This window comes from Natrialba sp. INN-245 (assembly GCF_009807105.1).
GTDB classification, from domain to species: Archaea; Halobacteriota; Halobacteria; order Halobacteriales; family Natrialbaceae; genus Natrarchaeobius; species Natrarchaeobius swarupiae.
This window is the reverse complement of the sequence record NZ_WUBV01000005.1, coordinates 43222-67063: the sequence shown is the minus strand read 5'-3', so window position 1 is coordinate 67063 and position 23842 is coordinate 43222. Positions and strand designations below refer to the sequence as shown.

Below are 23842 nucleotides of genomic sequence, written 5' to 3'. Positions count from 1 at the left end.
GAGAGATGTCGACTCAGAGAGACGAATGGACAAATCACTAACCATTCTTCTGGACCAGTTAGTTCAAGGCCTTGGACGTACAGTATGAGGACATGTATCGTGTTCTTATCCCGGTCGATCCGGACATGGACCGAGCGAGCGCAGCGGCGGATGCAGTCCTTTCATTACCTAGTGTGACCGACGAGATCGACGTAACCGTCCTGAGTGTGTTCGCGGAGCGGGACGTACAGGATCTCGACGGTGGTCGCCTCGAGTCCGAGGAACTGTTCGAGAATTCGGAGCCACCGGAGAGCCTCGAAGCGACGGCGGCGTATCTCAGCGAGAACGGTGTGTCCGTTTCGACACGTCGGGAACACGGCGATCCGGCAGAGACTATTTTGGCGGTTGCAGAAAACGACGATGTCGATACGATCGTCATGAGCGCTCGAAAGCGCACGCCGGTCGGCAAGGCTCTCTTCGGCAGCGTGACCCAAAACGTCACGCTGGATAGCCCGGTTCCGGTCGTTATCGCCGGCACAGCGTGACCGGTCTCGCGTCTTCGTCGGCATGGTCGTAGCCTGTGTGGACCGGTGAGCGATTAGTGAACTCGGTTCGTCTGCGTGATCGACGAGCTTTAATCACTTTTTGCTGGCGTCGAACGGAGGTGTTCGTCTTTCAGCCGGCTTCTGATCTGGCGATATCCGCCGACCAATCCGACGAGCAGACCGACGGCGTTCAACGTGAGACTCGGATGGATGAGCAACAGTGCGGATCCAACTAACATCCCGCGTTCGATGCGAGATATTCCCGTGTAGATGTGTCCAACGATTGCCGCGGCGAGAGCAACGAACCCGATCGATGTAGTGAGTATCGCAATGGCAATTCCGTCGGCCGACCCAATCAGGAGAAGTCGTTCGTCGTAGACGAACGCAAACGGCAGCAAGAACGCACCCAGTGAGAGCTTCCAGGCCCAGAAGCCGGTCTTGAGCGGATGGCTCTCTGCAATCGTCGATGCGGCGTATGCGGCGATACAAACTGGCGGTGTGACCATCGCCATCATACCGAAATAGAAGATAAAGAGGTGCGCCGTCAACTCCGGTAGGCCGATTCGGACCAGCGACGGTGCGACGAGAATCGCTAGTAGAATGTAGACGGTTACCGTATCGGTTGCCATTCCGAATATGATACAGAGTACCATCGTCACGAGCAGTGCCATCATCAGGTGTGTCCCCGCTAGATCCATCACCACCGATGAAATGGCCAGTCCGAGCCCCGTCAATCCGATAACGCCGAGTACGATACCAATACAGGTCGCAGCCACGATGATCGGCGCGGCCCGCTTACAGGCGAGCTCTATCCCATCAACTAACGAGTTTGACATCAGCGTATCGGATTCGGATCTCGGGTCGTACAGCCTCGCGTCCTTCGGAATGAACGTGATAAACAGCAGGATCGCCAGCGAGTAGACGATCGACCGGCGGACACTCATTCCCGTGTATAGGAGATAGACCAGTATAACCAGCGGAACGAAGTAATACAATCGTGAGATAACCGACCTGCGATCCGGGATCATCTCGTCAGGCAGTCCGACCAGATTCATCTTGACGCTCTGGAAATGAACGACCATGTATACACAGAAGAACGTCAGCAATCCTGGAACGAGTGCCCGTTCAATGATCGTTACGTAGTCGATCGCAGTGATATCCATCATAATAAAAATAGCAGCGCCCATAACGGGAGGGAGCAACTGACCGCCAGCACTGGCAGCGCTTTCGACTCCCGCCGCGAAGTTTCGTTCGTACCCCTGGTCTTTCATCGTCGGAATCGTAAAGGCTCCCGTCGTTAGCGCGTTCGCAACCGCACTTCCGGAGATCATACCCATGGAGCCACTGGCGAACACGGTGAGCTTTGCGGGTCCGCCGGTTACCTTTCCGAACAGCACCTTCGCGAGATCCAAAAACATCTTTCCGCCGCCTGAGATCTCCAACAGCGCCCCGAACAAGACGAATACGAACACGTAGTCGAACATGACCGACAGTGGGAACGAAAACAGCCCTTGCGAGCTCACGTAGATCTGCGTCGCCATCTGCTCTAAGGAGTACCCCGAGTGTCTGAACACGCCGGGAAACAGTGGACCAATAAACAGGTACAACAGAGAAAACACCGCGAGGATCGGTATCGCCCAGCCGATCGTCCGCCTCGTCGCTTCTACCACCACGATTATTGCGAATATCCCCAGGACGATCTCCGTCGGCGTCGCTGTCCCTGCCTGTTCGATCACCTGCTGTGAAAACACGATCAAGTAGCCGTACGACACCACAGAGAGTGCGATCAAGGCGCGATCTATCCAGTCGTAGTAGCTGTCGCTCGGCAAGACATCGTAACTGATCTCCTCTCTCAGCGGAAATTTCACAAACAGATATACCAACGTCAACAGGAGAAAGGTTCCCAGCTGTTGGTACGAGTTAAACTGCAGCGTCAGGGCTACGTACAGGGTAAATAGCGTTACTCCCACTGCGATTATCCGCTGGAGTATGGTCGCCTCCCCGCCAACTCGCTGTTCGTCCGCCGAATTCAGGGCAGTGTCCATGGCCGGTCAGATCAGACCGTGTTCTTCAAAGTACTCGAGCGACCCGTCGTGATAGGGGACACCGAAGTCGTAGTACGCCCATTCCGTTTCGAGATTCTCCGAATTAACGTTGGATTCCTGGATCGGTTCCGGATTTTCCAGAATCGCTCTCGTCATCTCGTAGACGACGTCGTCGTCCATCTCCGGCATCGTCACCCAGAAACTGTTCGTCCCCATCGCCAGCTCGGTCTCCTCGTAGTTTTCGAGCATGTCCGGCGTCACTTCCGCTCTCGCCGTCCACGGGAACACTTCTTGCATACTGTCGAACTCATCTTCGGTCCATCCGAGGACTCGAAGCTCGTCACCGTCCGTCGCAAAGGCGTTCATCGTGTCGGATCCGTGGTGTCCGAAGAACGCATCCAGATCCCCGTCACGAAGGGCCCGAAGCCCCTCGCCGTAGCCCATATACTGATCGTCCGTTTCGAGACCGTAGTGGTCCATCAGTGTATCGTGTTGACCGTGCGTGCCACTTCCCTCCGGTCCCGAGGTCATCGTCACGCCGTCTAAGTCGAAAATCGTTTCGATCTCCGAGTCGTCTCGCACGACGTAGTACTGTGCGACGACCTCCGAGCGCATGATACACCGTATATCGATTTCGTCTTCGAAGGGTACCTCGCCGTTGTACGCCAGATGTCCGATCTGGTCGACGGTCGTTCCAATATCGATCTCACCGTTGTCCAAATTTCGGATATTTGCCACGGAACCGTCCGACGTACTCACGGTTGCCGACAGCGGTGGATCTTCGGTGTGTTCCGGTAACAACTCCACGAGTGGCGCTGATTTCGTGTAATGAGAGGCTCCTTCACCGGCGGTGTGTATCGAGAGATCTCTCGCGTCGTCATCGCCACCGAGACATCCGGCAACCAATCCTGTTCCGACCGCCAGACCACTCGTTAGGAACTGTCGCCTGTTGGCTAGTACCATGCTAAATGGATACATCTACATTCACATAAAAATTCCCTTTCGTAACTGAGTGATAAGTTATTGCTGGAATGTCAACAAGACCCGGGAAATCGGCGGTTGTGGCCCACTATCTGTGGATGCATTTCCTAACACAACGATAACATGTATCGGGAAATCGGTTGATCGGTCGGCCGTAGCTGACCTCAGTCGGCTTCGGTTGGCTGCGGTGTCAGCCGTCGTTCGGTTACCATACTGCGGAACTGCCGGAATCCGCCGATTACGAGCAGGCCGAGACCGACGGCGTTTATCGTCAGGTTCGGCGCGATCAACAGGACGGACGCACCGAGGAGCGTAGCTCGTTCGATCCGGGAGAGGCCCGTGTACGCGTGGCCGACGATCGCTCCTGCGAGGGCAGTGAGCGCGACGATCGTCGTCAGGATCGACAATGCGATTGCGTCGGCCGACCCGATCATTAGCAGATTCTCGTCGAAGACGAACGCGAACGGAAGCAAGAACGCCGCAAGCGAGAGCTTCCAGGCCCAGAATCCGCTTCTGAGCGGATCGCTCTCGGCGATCGTCGACGCCGCGTACGCGGCGATACAGACCGGTGGGGTGACCATCGCCATCAGCCCGAAGTAGAAGATAAACAGGTGTGCGGTGAGCTCGGGAACGCCGATGTCGACGAGTCCGGGTGCGACGAGGACTGCGAGGAGGATGTACACCGTGACGGTGTCGGTTGCCATCCCGAACATGATGCTCAAAAGCATAACGACCACGAGCGCGACCATCAGGTGAATCGATGCGAGATCCATTACGACCGAGGAGATCGCGAGGCCGATCCCGGTCATGCCGATAACGCCCAGAATGATCCCGATACAGGTTGCAGCGACGACGATCGGTGCTGCACGTTTCGCGGTCAGTTCGATGGCGTCGACGAACGGGTTCGAAGCGAGTTCGTGAGATTCCCGTCGAGGATCGTACAGCCGTGCGTCGTAGACGAGGGTCGTCACGATGAGCAGAACACCGATTCCGTAGATGACCGATCGGCGAACGCTGATACCATCGTACAGCAGGTACACCAGGATCACGACCGGAATAAAATAGTACAGTCGCTTGAGTACCGAGCGTCGGTCCGGAATCGCCTCGTCGGGCAGACCGACCTGTCCGGATTTAACGCTCTGAAAGTGGACGACCATGTAGATACAGAGGAACATCAAGATCCCCGGAATGAGCGCTCTCGTGATGATCGTCACGTAATCGATGCCTGTGATGTCCATCATGATGAATACGGCAGCGCCCATGACCGGTGGCAGTAGCTGTCCGCCAGTACTCGCGGCGCTTTCGACGCCGGCCGCGAAGTCCCGATCGTATCCCTGATCTTTCATCGTCGGGATCGTAAATGCGCCCGTCGTCAGGGCGTTCGCGACTGCGCTGCCGGATATCATCCCCATCGAGCCACTCGCGAACACCGAGAGCTTTGCCGGTCCGCCGGTGACCTTTCCGAACAGGACCTTCGCGAGATCCAGGAACATCTTCCCACCGCCGGATACCTCCAGTAACGCCCCGAACAGAACGAACAGGAACACGTAGTCAAACATCACGGCGAGCGGGAACGAGAACAGCCCCCTCGTACTGACGTACATTTGTACGATCAGCTGATTGGTCGAGTAGCCGGGGTGGCTGAATATCCCCGGAAACGCCGGACCGAGATAGACGTAGACGAGGAACCCGGTGGCGAACATCGGGATCGTCCAGCCGATCGTCCGTCGCGTCGCTTCCAGGACGACGAACATCGCGAGGAATCCGAGCGGAATCTCGAACGTCTGTACGCGACCTGCTTGTTCGATAATCTGCGCTGAGTTGAGTATCAGGTAGCCGTACGTGACCGTCGACCCGACGATCATCGCGATATCGAACCAGTTACAGAGTCGTATCTGTCGATCGCTCAACTCCCGCTCGATCGTTTCCCGAAGCGGGAAGCGAAGAAACAGGTAGACGAGCGTCAGCATCAAAAACGTGCCCAGCCGCTGGAACGTGCTAAACTCCAGCGTCAGGGCGACGTATACGGTAAACGCTGCAATCAAAACGGCCAAAAGCTTCTGTAGCCGCGTCGTATCGTCGTCGATTGGAACTGCTACTTCTCCCTCGACAGATGTACTCATGACGATTAGAGTACGCCCTCGTCTTCGAAGAACTCGATTGCGGCGTCGTGATACGGGACGCCGAAGTCGTAGTGGGCGAACTCGAGTCCGAACTCCTCGGAGTTGACGTTACTGTCCCGAATCGGCTCCGGATTGCTCGTCACGACGCGACACAGCTCGTAGACGACGTCGTCGTCCATCTCCGGCGTCGTCATCCAGTAGCCGTGTGTCCCCATCACGCCCGTGGTGTCCTCGTAGTTTTCGAGCATATCCGGCGTCACATCCGCTTCGACCGTCCACGGGAACACCTCCTGGAGTCCCTCCATCGCTTCGTCGTCGAACTCGAGGAGCTCGAGTTCGTCGCCGTCCGTCGCAAACGCGTTGATGGCGTCCGACCCGTGGAAGACGAACCACGCGTCGACGTCGCCGTCACGGAGCGCACGTCCGCCCTCTCCGTAGCTCAGATAGACGTCGTCGGTCTCGAGGCCGTACTGGTCCATCAGCGCCTCGTGTTGTCCAGTCGTTCCGCCACCCTCCGGACCGGGAGTGACGCTCCGGCCGTCGAGATCCCAGATCGAATCGATGTCCGAATCGGCCTGGACCACGTAGTACTGCGGGACGAGCTCACCGCGCATGATACAACGAATGTCGATCTCGTTTCCGTCGAACGGTCCCTGTCCGTTGTAGGCCAGGTGTCCGATCTGGTCGACGGACGTTCCAACGTCGATTTCGCCGTCGTCGAGTGCGCGCATGTTCGCGACCGACCCGTCCGACGAACTCACCGTCGCGTTGAGCGCGGGATCCTCCGAGTGGTCGGGCAGTAGTTCGACCCAGGGCGCGGACATGTTGTAGTGCGATGCGCCCTCTGCCGCCGTATCGACCTGAAGGTGAACGCTATCGTCGTCCCCCCCGAGACAACCGGCGACGAGACCGGCACCGACAACACTCCCACTCGCGAGAAAGCTGCGTCTGCTGACTGGTGGCATAAGTCTCACACTATCCTTTATCACACTTAAATCTGGCGAAAAACTTAACGTGGTGAAAAAATACCTACAATAATATGTGGTGTATTTGTCGGTGAATAACTGGACGAATACGTTCGCCGTGGCGAGAGTGAGGTGACTGTCGACTCGCCCTCGTTACGGCCACCGACTGCTATCGACGCTGTCGACGGCGTACAGTCGAAAAAACGAACGAAAGTTCAGTCGAGCGCCGGCGGTTCGGCTTCGCCTTCGTAGGGTTCTTCCGTGTAGTGGTCGAACCAGGCGTCTCCCGTGAGGAATCGCTCCGGCACGTCGTCCTCGGAAGCGCCTGCCTCGAGGGCGAGCCAGCCGTCTCCCTCCTCGGTTCGCCAGGAGTGACATGGCTTACCGAGCGCGATGTAGATCGTGCTGTTTTCCGGCTCGTCGCCGTCGAGTTCGAAGATCGCCGACGAGAGCGACGTTTCGTCCGTGTAGTCGTTCTCCTCGTGGCGACAGATCGATTCGAGGCCCGGACCGTTCTCGTGATCCATCGACAGATCACGCATCGTCTCGGCGGTCACGTCGCCGTTTTCGGCCTCGAGGACCTCCATTACTCGCTCGTGGCGCGAGTAGCTCGAGGGAATCTCCTCGCGTGAACGCGCCAGGTCGGAGAGCACTTCGAACTTGTTCCCGCGACCGATGACGTCGTCTTCGACCCACTCGCTTGCGAGGTGGGTGAACTCGCCTTCGAGGATGATCGCTTTTTCGGCGTCGGCGATCGGGATGTTGCCGGGTGAGGACATCGGATCCGAGAACAGCATCGGCGTGATGTGCTGGGCGACCTCCTCTGCGGTGTCGCCGTGGAGCAGCCCTTCGCGCATGTACGCGCCCCGAGAGGCGGCTGCCCAGTCTTTCGAATCTTTCCCGTCCTCGTCGAAGGTGACCGTCCGGGAGATGTTCGAGCCGATGGCGACCCCCTGGTCGTTCATTCCCATCTTGACCGCCGTCGAACCTGCGGCCGTGACGCCGATAACCTTGTTCTTGTCGTCGGGATCCTCGACGCTGACGACGTTGATCTGGTTGTGCTTGTGGTAGTTCTCACCCTCGAACTCGTCAGCACCTTTCTTGTCACTTTGCTTGAAGAAGATCGTCTCGTCAGTCGCCGATGCCTCACCGGCGGCGATGGCCGTCGTACAGCCGTCGGTGACGAGCGTCTCCTCGAAGAGGTTGAACGCGAGCAGATCACGCTGGGGAACGCCCGCTGCGTCGGCCATTCCGTGGATCTTGGATCGCGTCGACTCCGTGAGCCGCTCTCGGTTGGCACGTGCTTCCTCGTGTACCGTCTCGCGGTCGAGTCCGCGGTTGGCGACTGCCTGCCAGAAGCCCTCGAGGTTGTGCTCGATGGCCTCTCGGAGCCGCGTTCCCGTCTCTCGGCCGCGTTCGTATGCGTCTTCGCTCATTAGTTTCCGTAATCGTTGTCGATTTCGTCGACGTCGACCTGGTTCCCGTAACCGGATTCGCCGACGACTTCGCCGTCCTCGTAGACGACGTTCCCTCTGACGATCGTCGTCTCGACGCTACCAGTGAACGACTCTCCCTCGAACGGCGTCACCGTGTTCTTCGAGTGCAGCGAGTGGCGATCCTCGAGGGTCCACTCTTCTTCGAGATCGAAGATGGTGAAGTCGGCGTCGGTACCGACCTGCAGCGATCCCTTCTCGGGATACATGCCCCAGATCTTCGCCGGCTGGGTCGAGTGCATGTCGATCCACTGCTCGAGGCTCATACGACCCTCGTTGACGAACGAGAGCATGGCCGGGACCTCGGTCTCGAGGCCGACGAACCCGGAGATAACCTCCCAGGTGTTCTTGAAGGGATCGTCCATGCCCTTCTCTTCGTCCGTGTGCGGCGAGTGGTCGGTTGCGATACAGTCGATGCCGTCGCCCTGGACCTGTTCCCAGAGGAGATCCTGCTCTTCCTGATCGCGGATCGGGGGCTGGATGCGAGCGACGTTTCCTTTCTCTCGCATGACGTCCTCAGTGAACCACAGATAGTGGGGCATCGTCTCGGCGGTCACGTCGATGCCGCGGTCTTTCCCCTCGGCGACGAGTTCCGCACCCGAGCCACACGAGAGGTGGAACATGTGAATCTTCGCACCGGTCTCCTCTGCGAAGAGGATCGTTCGGCTGATCGCCTCTCGTTCCGTGATCGGCGGTCGCGACCACGTGTGGTAGATCGGGTCGTTTTTGCCTTCTTCCTGGAACTTCTCGGCAAGGTGTGAGAGAATCTCGTCGTTCTCTTCGTGGAATCCGAGCCGGCGGTTGGTCTCGGCGACCTGTTCCATCGCCTCGAGAAGTTCGCCGTCGTTCGGTGGGGGAATCGCACCGATCGTGGTGCCCAGGAACACCTTGTAGCCGACGACGCCCGTCTCGGCGAGGTCGTGGACCTGATCGTAGTTGTTGGACGTGATGACCGCGTAGAACTGGAAGTCGACGAGCGCGTTCTCGTCACCGAGATTGGCTTTCGTCTCGATGTGTTCTGGCTGGTCGATGACCGGGTCCGTGTTGGGCATACCCATGACGGTGGTTACACCGCCGGCAGCCGCGGCCTGGGTGGCCGTTTTCCAGTCTTCTTTGTACTCGAGACCGGGGGTCCGGTTGTGAATGTGGCAGTCGATGACGCCGGGGGCGAGGTAGTTACCGTCTGCCTCGACGACCTCATCGGCGTCCGGCAGATTTTCGCTCGATCCGATCGCAACGATCTTCCCGTCGTCAACCGCAACCCCTGCGTCCGGGCCTATCTGCCCTTCAGGGGTAACGATTGTACAGTCTCTGACCACGAGGTCTACTGACATACATCCGAATACAATACCTGCTACAATAATATACCTTGTGACTTCTGCGGTCGGATCGGACATCTAGTACCGTTCCAAACGTCGACTGATGGGTGAAACGAGACGACCTCCATCGGTTCCACCCATCAGTTCAGGTTTGGACCGCCACTAGGGGTCGTGCGTCGGGGGTCCTGCAATACCGGACCGTGTACATATACAAATAAAACGGCAAAATAACCCACTTAGTGCATTATTCCTATACGGCAGAATCTGATATAAAAAATCACCAATTGCCTCCCCTGCACTCGACGTGGGATTCATCTTGTATGTGGGACAGGTGTTCACGTGATTATCGGCCATAATATAATAATTAATAACAACGGAGTAGATGTCCGCCGAGTCGGCGGTCCCCGATACCGGGTCGCTGTACGTCGATTTCTGCTCACTGCGGACGACGGGACGGATCGCTAGAGCGACACCTGCCCACCCAGCCCCGAGGAGTCCGCCCGTAAGTAGTCAGCAGATTTTTGCTGGTCGCCACTCATGCATCGGTGATGACGGAGACGCTCAAATTCAGTACGACGCCGTTTTACAACACAAGACAGTTCTACTACGCACTCGAGACCGGGGAAGTGACGCCGACTCTCGGCGACGTCAGCGTCGAACACAACCACTCGCCGAGAAAGGATCAGCTCTTGCTTACCGGAGAGCTCGACGCCACGACGATGTCGATGGGGAAGTACGTCACGTCGAAGCTCGTCAGTCACACCGACGTCGTTCCGACCGATCCGCTCGCAGTGGCCGCTGGGTTGACGTATCAGCGCGGCAATGGCATGTTCGTCCGCGCTGACTCCGGCATCGACGACCCACAAGATCTTATCGGGAAGCGAGTCGGCATCCACGACCGTTCGCTCGCGATGACCTACCACAAGGCAATTCTCGAGGATCGATTCGACGTCGGCCCCGACGACGTCGAGTGGGTCGTCGATACCCATCAGGGACTTGCCGAACGGATGGAATCGGGTCGTCTCGACGCCGTCGAACGGATCAACGACTGGTACTGGGGCCTCGAGGAGGACCCGGACTACGAACTGCTCTACGACATGGGTGTCGAGTGGGACGAACTGACCGGCTATCGGCCGCTGGTCCACCTCGTCTGTGTCGACCGGTCGGTGTACGACGCACACACCGAGCGCGTCACCGCGTTCGTCGACGCGCTCGGCCGCTCGCGTGCGTACCGAAACGAAAACTACGAAGCCGTCCTCACCGCGTTTCTCGAGGAGACGGACACCGGCGAGTGGGAGGGTGAGCAGACGGTCGAGGCGCTCCGGCAGGTCACCGACGGCGTCGACTGTCCGTTCGTTCTCGAGTCCGACCAGCGGGAGAACGTCCGCGATTGGATGGAGTACGCCGACCGCTACGGCGTATTCGAACGGCCGCCGATCGCCGACGAACGGCTGTTTCCGTAGGGCGGCTGCAGCCACCGTTCGTCAGTCACAACGGCTATATAAGAGGCGCGAGACATATGCTCATATAGCATGTTCGAGTACGATCTAGAGACGTTGTCCGGAAAACACGTCTCCCTCGAGATAGAGGACCGAATGTACATCGACGGCGAGTTCGTCTCCAGCGAGGAGACTTTCGAAAACGAGTGTCCATCGACTGGTGAGATCCTCGCCGACGTTCCGATCGCGACCGAAGACCAGGTCGACCAGGCCGTCCAGGCTGCCGACCGAGCCAGCCAGGAGTGGCGGGAACTCGACGTCTTCGAACGCCGCGAGCGCGTCGAAGCCTTCGCCGATTTCCTCCTCGAACACCAGGACGAACTGACGAAACTCGACGTCGCCGACAACGGGAGCAGTATCTCTCGGATGAAATTCGACACGGAGAAGGGCGCTCGCAACCTCAAATACAACGCCGGGCTGGCGACCGAGCTCAAAGGGGAGACGATCCCGACCGGGCCGAACAATCACAACTTCACCCAGCGTGAACCCTACGGCGTCGTCGCCGGCATCATCCCGTTCAACCACCCGACGATGTTCGTCGCCGAGAAGGTCGCGCCCGCGATCGTCGCCGGCAACGGTATCGTCGTCAAACCATCGGAGTTCACCCCGCTTTCGGCGCTGTACATCGGACGTCTCATCGACGAGTGTGATCTCTTCCCGGACGGCCTGATCAACATCGTCACCGGCTTCGGCGAAACGGGCGCGAACCTCGTCGAACACGACGATGTCAGGCTCGTCTCGATGGTCGGCAGCCCCGCAACCGGAAAGAAGATCATGCAGGGTGCCTCGAAGAACCTCTCACCCGTCTTGCTCGAGTTGGGTGGCAAGAATCCGTTTATCGTCTATCCCGACGCCGACATGGACCGCGTTCTCGACGGCCTCAAGGGGGCGATGGCGTTACCCTGGCAGGGCCAGTCCTGTGGCAGCGGCACCCGGCTACTCGTCCACGAGGACGCCTACGACGACGTCGTTCCGCCGCTGATCGACCGGCTCGAATCGGTGACGATCGGCGATCCGTTCGACGAGTCGAACACGATGGGGTCGGTCGTCTCCGAGCCACAGTTCGAGAAAGTGTGCAAGTACATCGATATCGCCAAAGAGGAAGGCGCGGACGTGCTGTTCGGCGGCGAGACGGTCGACGAGTACGACCGTGGATACTACCTTGAGCCAACCGTCTTCGAAGTCGAGCCGGATATGACGATCGCTCACGAGGAGACGTTCGGGCCGGTGCTCTCAGTGATGACCTGGAGCGAGTACGACGAGATGATCGAGATCGCCAACAGCACCGACTACGGCCTGACTGCAAGCGTCTGGACGAACGACCTCAACACGGCACACCGGGCTGCGGACGATATCGAGTCGGGTTACATCTGGATCAACCAGCACGGACGCCACTACATCGGCGCGCCGTTTGGCGGTTACAAACAGAGCGGCATCGGGAACAAAGAGGATATCTCGGAACTGCTCGATCACACCCGCGTGAAAAACATCAACATCGAGTTCAGTGACGATCTGACCCTCGCCGGCGGCAACTAACGCGGAAAGCCCCACCGCCGTTCGCTTCATACGGATTGCTGTACCACTCACGATTTCCCGACGAGAAAACGGACCGACTGCGATCGACTCGAGCGTTTTTTCGACGCGTTGACAGTGTTCCTACGGCGTGAGCTGTTTCGGATTGACGGAACCGTATTCCAGTTCCGAGCCGGCGAGTACAGCCTCGTTGTCGGGGAGCAAGGCGGTAACCAAAAGCGGTGACTCGTCGGCAAAGTACTCGAGCAGCCCCGTCGCTCGTTCGGCGTCGAACGCGCCGAGCGTGTCGATGACGAGGACTGGAACGGTGTCGGCGACGTCGTAGGCGATGTACCCGGCAAGCGCGAGTACGAGCCCAACCATCTCACGCTCGCTCTCCGAGAGGTTGTAAATCGTGTCCTGGCGAGTGACGCCATTTTCTTCCCGGGCGACGATCAGATCGAAGTTGCCGTCCAACCAGACGCGTTCGATCGCCTCGTACTCGAGCAACTCGATCAACTCGTCCATCGCCTCGTTGAACTGCGTCTGGAGGCGTTGTTCGAGGTTCTCGATGCGTTCAGTGAGCGTGCGGATCTCGTCACGGAGCGACTCGATCCGTTCGCGGTTCCGTTCGCGGTCCTGACGAGCCGCTTCGAGGTCGTCTATCGTCGATTCGAGGCGCTCGATGTCCGTCTGAACCGAGTGTAACTCGATGCGCGTCGACTCGATCTCGTCGGTCAGATCACTCGTTTCGCTCTCTTGCTCGGCTTCCTTCTGGGCAATCTGATCCTCGACGCGGTCGATCTCGTCTTCGAGATCCGCGATCTGTTCGCGGTTGGTCTCGAGGGAATCCCGCCGCTCTTCGAGTTGCTCTTCGAGGGAGCGTTTCTTCGACTCGAGGGTGTCGACCCGTCTGTGGGCCTCGTCGATGGCGTCGAGTTGTGCGTTGATCTCCTCGAGTCGTGGCTCGTACTCGGCGCGTCGGTCCTTGTCCGCTTCGATGAGCTCGGTGAGTTGTGTTATCGTCTCGTCGAACTCCTCGGCGGTCGATTCGGTGCCACACGCCCAGCACGTCACTGTATCACCGGTTAGTCCGTGTTGTTGCCCGAGGACACCGGTGTATGGCGACGATTGCATCTCCCGGTTTGCGGTCAGCACTGATTGGAGGATATCGAGACGGTTGGTGATCTCGTCGAGATCGTCCCTGATCGAGGCCTTCTCGGACTCGAGTGACTCGACGTCGTACTCCGCGACGGTCTCACGGGCCTCCTCGAGTTCGGCTTCGACCTCCGCGATCTGGTCGGTGAGACGATCGATCGCGTCCTCGTAATTTTCGATCTGCGAGCGATAATCCCGTCGTCTGGTGACGAGGTGCGATCGCGTTTCCTGAAGCTCCTCGAGTTCCTCGTCGTCGGTGATCGTCCGCTGTTTGTCCCGCAACTCGTCGAGTGTCGCCTCGAGTTCGACGGCGGTTTCGCGTTTCGCGTCGAGTTCCCGTTTTCGGTCCTCCAGTCGCGTTTCGACGTCCGCCTGGGCCTCGATTTCCGTTTGTAGTTCGTTTTTCTCGACGATCTTCCCTTCGCGTTCGGCCTCGAGTGCGTCGATATCCATCGGCCCTTTGAGAACGTCTTCGAAGTTCTCGTTGTTTCTCACCGCCGAGCGGACGGTGCTGAACTCGAACAGGCAGGCGAACTGTTCGAACAACTCGATATCGTCGCCGTCGTCGATCCAGCAGTGGCCGTCGATTTCGATTCCGTGACCCGTCTCCGTTGCCGTCCGAACGATCGTTTCCCCGTCCAACGAGAGTTCGACGCGTGCAGTATCGGCGTCGTTTTTGATCGGCACCGTCGATCGACCGAGGCCGAACGCGACCGCCTCGAGAAACGACGTCTTGTTCGAGGAGTTCGGCCCGGTGACGACGTTGAGTTCGTCGGAGAGCGTACAGTCGACCGAGTCGATTCCGCCGACGTTCTCGATGGAGATAGTTAACTCGCTCATTGGTGCACCTCCATGGTCGCACAGTCACAGAGTTCGCCGCGGTAGATCGCACGTCGGAGCGGAACGCGCGTCTGGCAGGATTCACACTCGAGGTCGACGTCGACGTGGACGGTAATGTCCTCGCCGCCGCGGAGCTTTCCCTTTCGCTCGAGCGACCGGACGGCTGAGACGATCTTCTCTTTGGCGTGATTGCGCGCGATTTCGATCGCCTCACGTTCCCACTCGCTGGACTCTTCTTTTTCGTATTCGGCGTCGAGACAGTCGAGGAGATGCGTTCGAACGACGCCGTAGGAGACGAAATCGTCCTGCAGGCGCTCGACGTCGATGCCTTCACGCTCGAGCATGGCGGCGACCTCGCTGCTCGTCGTTCCCTCCTCGCGAAGCCTGTCGTACTTCGATTCGGCCTCGTCACCGAGTGTCGATAGTCCGACTTTGTCCATCTCCCGGCGCAGGAGGGTGACGTTCAACCACCGGGCGAGCTGTCTGTACCCCTTTCGCTGCGAACCGTCACCGCGCCACTCCTCGAGTAACCGTTCGTCGTAGTGTTCGAGGTCGTGATCTTCGAGAACTCGGCAAACTTTACATCCATATTCTGTTCCCATATCCGGCCATATACCCCCGTGAAACAAAAGTGTACTCGTTGATATTTGCTAAAGCAAAGAACGTACTGGTGTTGGGAAGGCTGTGCGATCTCGTCGTTTGCTCAGCTCTCGCCGTCGTTTCGCCGCGCTCTCGAACGTGGTCTGGCGGGAGTTTTTGATACGGTTTACTGTCCGTCATCACCGGCGAAACCGCAGACTGGTCGCGGTTTCGCCGGTAAATCGTTACAGCAATCCGTATGACACACCTGTACGAAAATCAGGAGGAGTAGACCGTGACCAAAGCGAACAACCAGTCGACTCGAATCGTGAGCGGGGCGAAGACGAATATATTCGGCGGCGTCTGTCTCGATGGCGAGAGCGTTACTACTGTGCGAGGTAGTTTTCGATCGTCGTCATCCGGTCTGTCTCGACCATATACTCCACGTTCGAGACGTTCTCGAGGGTTCGGACAGTGTCGATCAGATCGTCGGCGTCTCGATTCGAGGAGACGGTTGCGACGGCGTACAGATCGAACGAACCGAGCCCGCGACAGTTCATCCAGAACCCCATCTCAGCCAGTGCTTCGAACGTCTCTTCTTTTGCATCCTCGTTGTCTTCGACTGCGATAAACAGCCGGATCACCTCCCATCCGTGCTGTTTCGGAGCCGTCAGAAGGAGAATCGACGTCGTCTCGAACAGCTTCGAGACGCGGTATCGGATCCCCTCACCACTCATTTCGAACCCTTCGTCCTCGAGTTGCTCGGCGATATCCGAGTACGGCGTCCGCGGGTTTTGAACGAGAATACGGAGAATAGTGCGGTCGATCTCGTCCAGCCCGTCGAGTTCTTGTGGCATGGCAATGTATAGATATGCACACGAAATAAATCCTCGTTTTCAATACCCATTCTGGATGGCCGCGTTTCGAGACGGGCTACTGGAAGTCGTTACCGTCGCATCCGGGATCGGTTCTCCGGGTCCGACAGTAATCAGTTACAGCAGTCCGTATGAACACTCGACATCGCATAGTTTCTCACCGAGCGGCCGACCTGGCTTACTGAAATTGAGGCGAATCAGTGTCACTCCGGAAACGTTTTCTCGCCGTCTGGGAGCGAAAAACCGTGGGAATTTATTACACATGCCGGGACATATACCACCTAATGCCCAAGCGAATAGGCTTCGATGTCGGTGGAACGTTCACCGATTTTGTACTGAAAGACGAGGAGACCGGTGAACTCGACGTGTACAAGTATCCGACGACGGTCGACGACCCGTCTCAGGGTGTGCTGACGGGACTCGACGAATTTCTCACCGAAGTCGACTCGGAGATCGACGACCTCGAGCAGCTCATCCACGCCACGACGCTCGCGACGAACACCGTTCTCGAGCGTGACGGTGCGGACACGGCGCTGTTGACGACGGAGGGATTCCGGGACGTTCCGATTCTGGGCCGACAGAAACGCTACGATCTGTACGATCTTTTCATCGAGAAGCCCGATCCGATCGTCGACCGGGAGAACATCTACGAGGTCGACGAGCGCCTCCACCCTCGAGAGGGTGTTGTGACGCCACTCGACGAGGACGAGCTCGCGTCGCTGGTCGAGGATATCGAAGACGACTACGAGTCGGTCGCGGTTAGCTTCCTTCACTCCTACGAAGATGACAGACACGAGCGTGCGGCGACGGAGGTTATCGAGGACGTCGCACCGGATCTGTATACGACGCGTGCGTCGGGCATTTCGAAGCAATACCGCGAGTACGAGCGGACGAACACCGCGCTGGTCGACGCCTACGTCAAACCGACCGTCCAGCAGTATCTGAGCAAGATCGAAGAAGACCTCGACGGGCAGGGGTACGACGGCTCGTTCTTCATGATGAAATCGAGTGGCGGCGTTGCGACGCCGAAGATGATCCAGCAGTCGCCGGTTCAGATCATCGAGTCGGGGCCGGTCGCCGGTGCGCTCAACGCGGCCCACATCGGCGAACACGTCGGTCACGAGAACGTGTTCTCGTTCGACATGGGTGGGACGACGGCGAAGATCTGCTTTATCATCGACGGCCAACCCAAACGAACGGACGTCTTCGAAGTCGACGAGGCCGAGATGAAAGAGGGCAGTGGCCTCCCGATCAACCTGACGGTCATCGACATGATCGAGATCAGCGCCGGCGGCGGTTCCATCGCCGCGGCGAGTGACACCGGCCGAATCACCGTCGGGCCGGAGAGCTCCGGTGCGGAACCGGGTCCGATCTGTTACGGTCGCGGTGGTACCCAGCCGACCGTCACGGACGCCGACCTCGCGCTTGGCTACCTCAATCCGGATTACTTCCTCGGAGGGCGGATGGATATCGACGTCGACGACGCACTCGCCGGTATCGATCGGGACATCGCCGAACCGCTCGGCATGGACACCTACGACGCAGCGTGGGGTGTCAAAGAGATCGTCGACAACGCGATGACCCGCGCGAGCCAGATTCACGCCTCCGAACGCGGGATCGACCCCCGCGAGTTCGGTATGATCGCCTTCGGCGGTGCCGGTCCGTCCCACGCAGCGTTCATCGCACACGAACTCAACGTCCCGAAGGTGATCGTGCCTCCGGGTGCGGGCGTCGCGAGCGCCGGCGGCTTGCTCGTCGCCGACATCGAGTTCCACCTCGATCAGACGTACATCACCGAACTCACGCCCGACGGCCTCGAACACGTCAACGACATCTACGACGACCTCGAGGCCCGTGGCCGTGAACTCGTCAAGGAAGCGGGTGGCGACGACACCCAGATCGAAGTCGAGCGCGAAGCCGACATGAAGTACGTCGGTCAGGCACACGAACTCGGCGTCGAACTTCCGACCGGAGCACTTGGCTCCGATGATATCGAGACGATCGAACAGCGGTTCCACGACACCTACGAGCGAACGTACGGCTACAGCGACGAGGACGAGGAGATCGAGGGGATCACGTGGAAAGTTACGGTCCGAAGCCCGACCGAGTCGATGTCTATCGAGACGGCCGAGAGCGGATCGGCTCGCGCGAGCGACGCCAGAAAGGGAACGCGGGAGGCGTACTTCAAGAGCGCCGGCGGCTTCACCGATGCCGGGATCTACGACCGGGAGGAACTCTCCCCCGGTGCCGAACTCACCGGGCCCGCGGTCATCGAAGAGGTCAACTCGACGACCGTCGTTCCGCCGGGTGACGTCTTGACCGTCGACGAGTACGGCAATCTCGTCATCGAAATCAACGAGGTGAGCGATCATGAGTGAGACAGATTCGGATGCAGAGATCAGTATCGACGCCGACGAACTCGATCCGATCACGTTTACGGTTATCTGGGATCGACTCGTCGCGATGTGCAACGAGATGGGGAAAGTCCTCCAGCGAACCGGGAAGAGCGAGGCCGTCTCGCTCGGCCAGGACTTCTCCACCGGACTGTTCGACCGCGAAGGGCGAATGGTCGCACAGGGCAACTTCAGTCCCGGCCACCTCGGATCGATGCCGTATGCGGTCCAGCACGTCCGAGACCGGTACGATTACGACGACCTAGAGCCCGGCGACGGAATCCTGTTGAACGACTCCTACATGGGGTCGGGACACCTGCCGGATATGTTCCTCGTCACGCCGGTGTTCGTCGACGATCGGATCGAAGGGTTCTCCGTGACGATCGCCCATCACATCGACGTCGGCGGAATGGCACCGGGATCGCAGGCGGTCGAGGCGACCGAAATCTACCAGGAAGGGCTCAGGCTGTTCCCGACGAAGGTGATCTCGGAGGGCGAACTCGAGCGGTGGTTCGTCGACCTCATCGAGGCCAACGTCAGACTGCCGGACGAGGTGATCGGCGATCTGAAGGCCCAGCAAAACGCCAACCACCACGGTGCGACCCTGTTCCGGGAGATCATCGAGGAGTACGACCGGGAGACGATCTACACGTGTATCGACGAGGTCATCGCCCAGTCCGAACGCCGCGTCCGAGAGGACCTTCGGGAGATGCCCGACGGCAAGTACTCCTTCGAGGACGTCATGGACAACGTTCGCGTCGACAGCGGACCGGTCAACCTCGAGGTGACGATCGAGATCGACGACGACGAGTTGATCTTCGACTACGATGGGACCGATCCGGCGACACAGAGCGCGATCAACAGCTACATCAACTACACCCGGGCGTACTCGGCGTTCGTCCTCAAGGCGATCACCGAAAAGTATCTCCCGCAGAACGAAGGGATCATGAAACCGATGACCGTCCGTGCACCGGAGGGATCGTTCCTCAATCCCCAGCCACCGACGGCGGCGAACGCTCGCCCGATCATCAACCAGCGACTCGTCGAACTGAACCTCGGTGCGGTCGCCAAGGCAGTCCCCGACAAGGTGATCGCTGCGAGCAGCCACTTCGGCAACCCCAACTTCAGCGGGGAGGATCCGGAGACCGGCGAGCAGTTCATCCTCTATGACTTCATGATCGGGGGCGTCGGTGCCTCCGAGCGCAAGGACGGTGAGGAGGGGATCTGTTCGTCGTTCAACGTGACCAACATCCCCGTCGAACTCCACGAGACGCGGTACCCCGTGGTCATCGACCGACTCGAGCTCATCCCTGACTCCGGCGGTGCCGGTCGACACCGCGGCGGCCTGGGTCTTCGGAAGGACTTCACGCTGTTCGCCGAAAACGTCTCGTTTACCAATCTGTTAGAACGCACCGAGTCCCAGCCGTGGGGACTCGAGGGCGGCGAGGGCGGTGACAGCGGACAAACGGTTCTCAACCCCGACGACGAGGCCGAGGAACTCCATCCCAAAGGACAGTTCGAACTCGAGTACGGCGACACCGTCAGCTTCCAGCTCTCGGGCGGTGGCGGCTACGGCGACCCGCTCGAGCGCGATCCCGAGGCGGTTCGAGAGGACGTCGTGAAGGAGTATATCACGGTCGAGGAGGCCCACGACGTCTACGGCGTCGTCTTCCACGACGACGAGGACGAACTACGCGTCGACGAGGCGGCGACCGAGTCACGCCGCAGCGAACTGGCCGCCTGATACGGATTGCTGTAGCGATTTACCGGTGAGACCGCCGTCCGGGTCGCGGTCTCACCGGAAATGATCTACAGTAAACCGTATGACGCGGTCGGCCCGGCGCTCTTTCCCGACAGTCGGTACTCGTTTTCGTCGCAACGTGGTTTTCAGTACGGCCTGCGAACGGATGACACATCTGGGTCCGGACTCCTCGTCGAACGGCTCGCGCTGAAAAAATACGTTCGTCGCGACACTCGAGTCGCCGGCTTACTCGAGGCTGAGTCCCGAATCGACGGGCAAGACCGCCCCGGTCGTCGTCGACGCCAGATCGGAACAGAGGAACAGACACGCGTTCGCGATCGCCTGTGGTGTCGTCAGCTGTTTGTACGGCTGTTGCTCGAGGAGACCGTCGATTGCGTCCTCCGAGAGCGCGTCGGGATCCCGGATGAATCCCGGCGAGACGACGTTGGCGCGGACGCCGGACGGGCCGAGTTCCCGTGCGGCTTCCTCGACGAGTGCGATTAGTGCCTGTTTGCTGGCGTCGTAGGCGGCGAGATTGGAGCTTCGCATGATGCCGTCACACGCCGACACTGCGACCATGGCACCGTGGCCCTGCTCTTCGAACTTCGGAGCGGCAGCCTTGATCGTATTGAACGCCCCCGTTACGTTGACGTCGAGGTGACGCTGCCAGTCGTCGACGTCGGTGTCCGTGATCGAACTTCGAGCGATGACGCCGACGGTGTACATCAGACTGTCGATCGGTCCGATCGCGTCGAACGCCTCGTCGATGACCGCTTCGGTTTCCTCGGGGTCGGTCACGTCACACGACCACGCCTCGTGGCCGTCGCCGTCGAGTTCGTCGAGTAAAGCCTCGGCGTCGTCGGATGCACTGTTGTACGTGAATCCGACGGTGCCGCCGGCGTCGGCGACGGTTCGTGCGAGCGCACGACCCGAATCTGACGTTCCAGAGAGGACGAGTACTGTTTGTTCGTCGTACATACCGTATGTACGAAGCGCGCGTACTCACATCAAACTGGGGGATGCGGATCGTACGACCGTTACCCGGGGGATGCGGTTCGTACGTCCGTTATCGAAGGGCAGGTGACGATCCATCCAATTTACGTATGTTGGATTCTAACGTGTGACTGGTCATGCACACTGTAGCGGTAATCGGTGGCAGCAACGGCGGGTATGCCGCCGCTGCTGACTTCGCCGAACAAGGACATACGGTTCAGTGGTACGTTCGCTCCCCGGACAATCACGCGGCTGTACTCGACTCGCAGTCGGTTACGCTCGCAGTTTCGCCTCGTTACGAGGGGACGAGACGAACGGCGGACGATCGGACCACTGTCTCACTCTCGACGGTAACGACGGATCTCGCCGAGGCAGTCTCGGGAGCCGATGCGGTCGTAGTCCCGCTCCCGACGACGGCACAGCGGGGGCTCTTTGCCGACCTCGCACCGGTTCTCGAGGACGATCAGGTCGTGTTGCTCTGTCCCGGAAACTTCGGTTCGTATCTCCTCCGGCAGTCGATCGACGAACTCGACGACCCGCCGGAAAACGTCACCGTCGCCGAAACGCCGACGCTGCCGTACGCGACGCGTCGGTCCGACGACGCCGAGTCGACGATCAACCTCGACGCGGTCGCGCTCCCGATCGGTGCCTATCCCGGCGACGAAACCGACCGGGCGCTCGCGGTCGTCGAAGGGCTCTACGAGTCGGCTATCCCAGCGGCAAACGCACTCGACAGCGCGTTGAACAACAGCAATTCGTGTGTCAATGCCGTGCCGACGGTACTCAACGCGGGTGCGATCGAAAGCGACGAGATCGAGTCGTTCAACATCCACCGCCACGGGATCGGTGACGGCGTCTACAACGCGTTGATGTCACTCGACGAGGAGCGCGTTCGAATCCGAGAGGAGCTTGGATACGACGAACCGCACTTCACCCAGGACGAGTACTACCGCCCGCAGGAGGCCGACGGTGGGCACTTCTACGGCGAAAATGCCCGCAAGGCGCTGATGAGCGCCGACACCTTCAGCGAAGACCCACCGTCACTCGACGATCGGTACGTCCACGAGGACATCAGCATCGCGACGGTGTTGTTGGCCTCCGTCGGCGAGTTCCTCGACGTCGAGACGGCGACGATCGACAGCATCGTCCACATCGCGGAATCGCTCATGGACGAGGAGTACAGCGAGACGGGACGAACGCTCGAGCAACTCGGCCTCGCCGATCTCTCGCGTGGGGAGTTCGAGCGGGTCCTCGCCGAGGGTGACGAGCCATGACGGACGCAGAGCCGCCGATCGTCGTCGTGGGACCGGGTCGAATGGGTATCGGTATCGCGCAAGTGTTCGCCACGGACGGGCGATCGGTTCACATCCTCGACGTGAAAGAGCGCACGGACTCTGAGTTCGAAGACAAAGTCGAGTCGGTCTCCGAGACGATCCGATCGAACCTCGAGTTTCTCGCAGCCCGCGGTCACTTCGATGGGGACGCGAGCGACGTGCTCGACCGGATCACCGTCACTCGCGAGACGGAGACGTCCCTCGAGTCGGCTGAGTGGGTGTTCGAGGCCCTCCCCGAGGATCCCGAGATCAAGCGAGAGTTCCTCTCCTCGTCGGCCGACGCGCTCGGCGATGCGGTCGTCGCGACGACGACCTCCTCGATCAGCATCGACGAACTGGCGGATGCCGCCCCCGCGCCCGAGCGACTGCTGATAACCCACTGGCTCAACCCGGCGTTTATCGTGCCGCTGGTCGAGGTCGCACACAACGAACGGACCGACGACGACGCGGTCGATCGAACGGTCGCGCTCCTCGAGGCCGTCGGCAAGGAGCCGGTCACCTGTTCGGACAGTCCCGGCTTTCTCGGCTCGCGCATTCAGGCGGCTGCGATGAACGAAGCGGTCCGGGCCTACGAGGACGGCGTGGCGTCGCCCGAAGAGATCGACCGCGCGCTCCGGACGGGGGTCGGCTTCCGGATGGCCGCGATCGGATTGATCGAGTTCATCGACCTCGGCGGCGTCGACATTCTCTACTACGTCAACGAGTACCTCGAGGACGAGCTCGGGGAACGGTTCGAGAACCCGGACAGCGTCGTCGAGAAGATGGAGGCGAACGATCTCGGACCGAAGACCGGTGCCGGCTACTACGACTACGGCGAGGACGTCGACGCCGAGGAGCTAAAGACCGAAACCTACAGTCGGATGCTCGCGCTCGCGGAGACACTCGACGATGAGTGACGTCGAGGTCGTCTCCCTCGATCGCGTCCTCATCGCGACGGCCGACCTCGAGGCGAGTACGCGTCAGTTCACGGAGCTGCTCGGACTCGAGTTCGGCGCGGTCGTCGATCCACCGGCAGCGCCGATTGCAAACCGAACCAGTCGCATCGGCGTCGAGTTCGTCTCCGGCGACGACAGCTCGGCCGTCCAGCGATTCCTCGAGCGAAACGGCCCTGGGCTGTACGCGGTGTCGTTCGAAGTTGCCGACGTCGACGAGGCGCGCGAATCACTCGCGGCGAACGGCGTCGACCCCGTCGACGAGGTCGAACTCGAGGGGTTTCACGAGGTGTTCTACCACCCATCTTCGTTCGAGGGCGTCATGGTCGCCCTCACGGAGTACGATCGCCCCCACCCGGCCGAATCGGCCGCCGCCGAGTCGGGATGGACTCGCGACGCGGACGACTGACCTCGGTTCGCTCCTGACGGGTCCGGATACGACGTCCCTGTTCACATTCTACCTGACTCGACTCGCGCGTTTTCGCCTTCGACCCGGCGTGACTCGCGAGTGGTCCGGACAGAAACGACGCTCGTCT

The 23842-nt window shown here is 59.7% G+C and carries 18 protein-coding genes; 8 read left to right on the top strand and 10 right to left on the bottom strand.

From position 1 onward, the window contains the following. Positions 1–92 precede the first annotated feature (92 nt). A complete protein-coding gene (locus GRS80_RS01240) occupies positions 93–524 on the top strand; it encodes a universal stress protein (RefSeq protein ID WP_160045968.1) in 432 nt (143 codons plus the stop codon). An 89-nt stretch (positions 525–613) separates the two neighbouring features. Here the strand turns inward: GRS80_RS01240 and GRS80_RS01235 are convergent, their stop codons facing one another. The 6 genes from GRS80_RS01235 to allB form a co-directional block, all read right to left on the bottom strand. Continuing rightward, complete coding sequence (locus GRS80_RS01235; protein ID WP_160045967.1) at positions 614–2569, bottom strand: TRAP transporter fused permease subunit; 1956 nt, start codon at positions 2567–2569, stop codon at positions 614–616. Between the two features lie 6 nt (positions 2570–2575). Further along, complete coding sequence (locus GRS80_RS01230) at positions 2576–3532, bottom strand: TAXI family TRAP transporter solute-binding subunit (RefSeq protein ID WP_160045966.1); 957 nt, start codon at positions 3530–3532, stop codon at positions 2576–2578. A gap of 182 nt (positions 3533–3714) precedes the next feature. Further along, positions 3715–5673 (bottom strand): TRAP transporter fused permease subunit, encoded by a 1959-nt coding sequence (locus GRS80_RS01225; RefSeq protein ID WP_160045965.1) that lies wholly within the window; start codon positions 5671–5673, stop codon positions 3715–3717. A 5-nt stretch (positions 5674–5678) separates the two neighbouring features. Beyond that, entirely contained in the window at positions 5679–6638 is a 960-nt protein-coding gene (locus tag GRS80_RS01220) for a TAXI family TRAP transporter solute-binding subunit (RefSeq protein WP_160045964.1), read from the bottom strand. 215 nt (positions 6639–6853) lie between these two features. Next, the gene (locus GRS80_RS01215; RefSeq protein ID WP_160045963.1) at positions 6854–8074 is read right to left on the bottom strand and encodes a C45 family peptidase; all 1221 of its coding nucleotides are present in this window, start codon (positions 8072–8074) and stop codon (positions 6854–6856) included. Further along, positions 8074–9465 (bottom strand): allantoinase AllB, encoded by a 1392-nt coding sequence (gene allB / locus GRS80_RS01210; protein ID WP_160045962.1) that lies wholly within the window; start codon positions 9463–9465, stop codon positions 8074–8076. Before allB ends, GRS80_RS01215 begins: the two co-directional genes overlap by 1 nt. Before the next feature lie 533 nt (positions 9466–9998). Between allB and GRS80_RS01205 the strand changes: the two genes are divergently transcribed. Together GRS80_RS01205 and GRS80_RS01200 are read left to right on the top strand one after the other, a co-directional pair. Continuing rightward, positions 9999–10913: an MqnA/MqnD/SBP family protein gene (locus tag GRS80_RS01205; RefSeq protein WP_160045961.1), complete on the top strand. Its 915-nt coding sequence runs from the start codon at positions 9999–10001 to the stop codon at positions 10911–10913. A gap of 69 nt (positions 10914–10982) precedes the next feature. Further along, complete coding sequence (locus GRS80_RS01200; RefSeq protein WP_149080860.1) at positions 10983–12485, top strand: aldehyde dehydrogenase family protein; 1503 nt, start codon at positions 10983–10985, stop codon at positions 12483–12485. 120 nt (positions 12486–12605) lie between these two features. On the opposite strand, the gene GRS80_RS01195 is transcribed toward GRS80_RS01200, so the two are convergent. The 3 genes from GRS80_RS01195 to GRS80_RS01185 form a co-directional block, all read right to left on the bottom strand. Then, positions 12606–14459 carry an archaea-specific SMC-related protein gene (locus GRS80_RS01195; RefSeq protein WP_160045960.1) on the bottom strand — a complete coding sequence of 618 codons (1854 nt, stop codon included), beginning with the start codon at positions 14457–14459 and terminating at the stop codon, positions 12606–12608. Continuing rightward, the gene (gene rdfA / locus GRS80_RS01190) at positions 14456–15061 is read right to left on the bottom strand and encodes a rod-determining factor RdfA (RefSeq protein WP_149080858.1); all 606 of its coding nucleotides are present in this window, start codon (positions 15059–15061) and stop codon (positions 14456–14458) included. The genes GRS80_RS01195 and rdfA overlap by 4 nt, the downstream gene beginning before the upstream one ends. A 363-nt stretch (positions 15062–15424) precedes the next feature. Continuing rightward, positions 15425–15895, bottom strand: coding sequence for an AsnC family transcriptional regulator (locus tag GRS80_RS01185; RefSeq protein WP_149080857.1), 471 nt, complete (start codon positions 15893–15895; stop codon positions 15425–15427). A gap of 302 nt (positions 15896–16197) precedes the next feature. Here GRS80_RS01185 and GRS80_RS01180 point away from each other — a divergent pair, with 302 nt between their 5' ends. Both GRS80_RS01180 and GRS80_RS01175 read left to right on the top strand, forming a co-directional pair. Then, positions 16198–18291 (top strand): hydantoinase/oxoprolinase family protein, encoded by a 2094-nt coding sequence (locus tag GRS80_RS01180; protein WP_160045959.1) that lies wholly within the window; start codon positions 16198–16200, stop codon positions 18289–18291. Continuing rightward, the gene (locus GRS80_RS01175; protein ID WP_160045958.1) at positions 18284–20050 is read left to right on the top strand and encodes a hydantoinase B/oxoprolinase family protein; all 1767 of its coding nucleotides are present in this window, start codon (positions 18284–18286) and stop codon (positions 20048–20050) included. The genes GRS80_RS01180 and GRS80_RS01175 overlap by 8 nt, the downstream gene beginning before the upstream one ends. A gap of 243 nt (positions 20051–20293) precedes the next feature. Here GRS80_RS01175 and GRS80_RS01170 read toward each other — a convergent pair whose 3' ends face one another. Next, the gene (locus GRS80_RS01170; protein WP_160045957.1) at positions 20294–21025 is read right to left on the bottom strand and encodes an SDR family oxidoreductase; all 732 of its coding nucleotides are present in this window, start codon (positions 21023–21025) and stop codon (positions 20294–20296) included. A gap of 152 nt (positions 21026–21177) precedes the next feature. On the opposite strand from GRS80_RS01170, the gene GRS80_RS01165 reads away from it, so the two are divergent. Genes GRS80_RS01165 through GRS80_RS01155 form a run of 3 tightly spaced genes read left to right on the top strand, consistent with a single transcriptional unit; the run spans position 21178 to position 23715 of the window. Then, a complete protein-coding gene (locus GRS80_RS01165; protein WP_160045956.1) occupies positions 21178–22314 on the top strand; it encodes an NAD/NADP octopine/nopaline dehydrogenase family protein in 1137 nt (378 codons plus the stop codon). After that, on the top strand, positions 22311–23270 hold the full coding sequence (locus GRS80_RS01160) for a 3-hydroxyacyl-CoA dehydrogenase NAD-binding domain-containing protein (protein WP_160045955.1): 960 nt from the start codon (positions 22311–22313) through the stop codon (positions 23268–23270). Before GRS80_RS01165 ends, GRS80_RS01160 begins: the two co-directional genes overlap by 4 nt. Further along, positions 23263–23715 (top strand): VOC family protein, encoded by a 453-nt coding sequence (locus GRS80_RS01155; RefSeq protein WP_160045954.1) that lies wholly within the window; start codon positions 23263–23265, stop codon positions 23713–23715. The genes GRS80_RS01160 and GRS80_RS01155 overlap by 8 nt, the downstream gene beginning before the upstream one ends. The last annotated feature ends 127 nt before the right edge of the window (positions 23716–23842 follow it).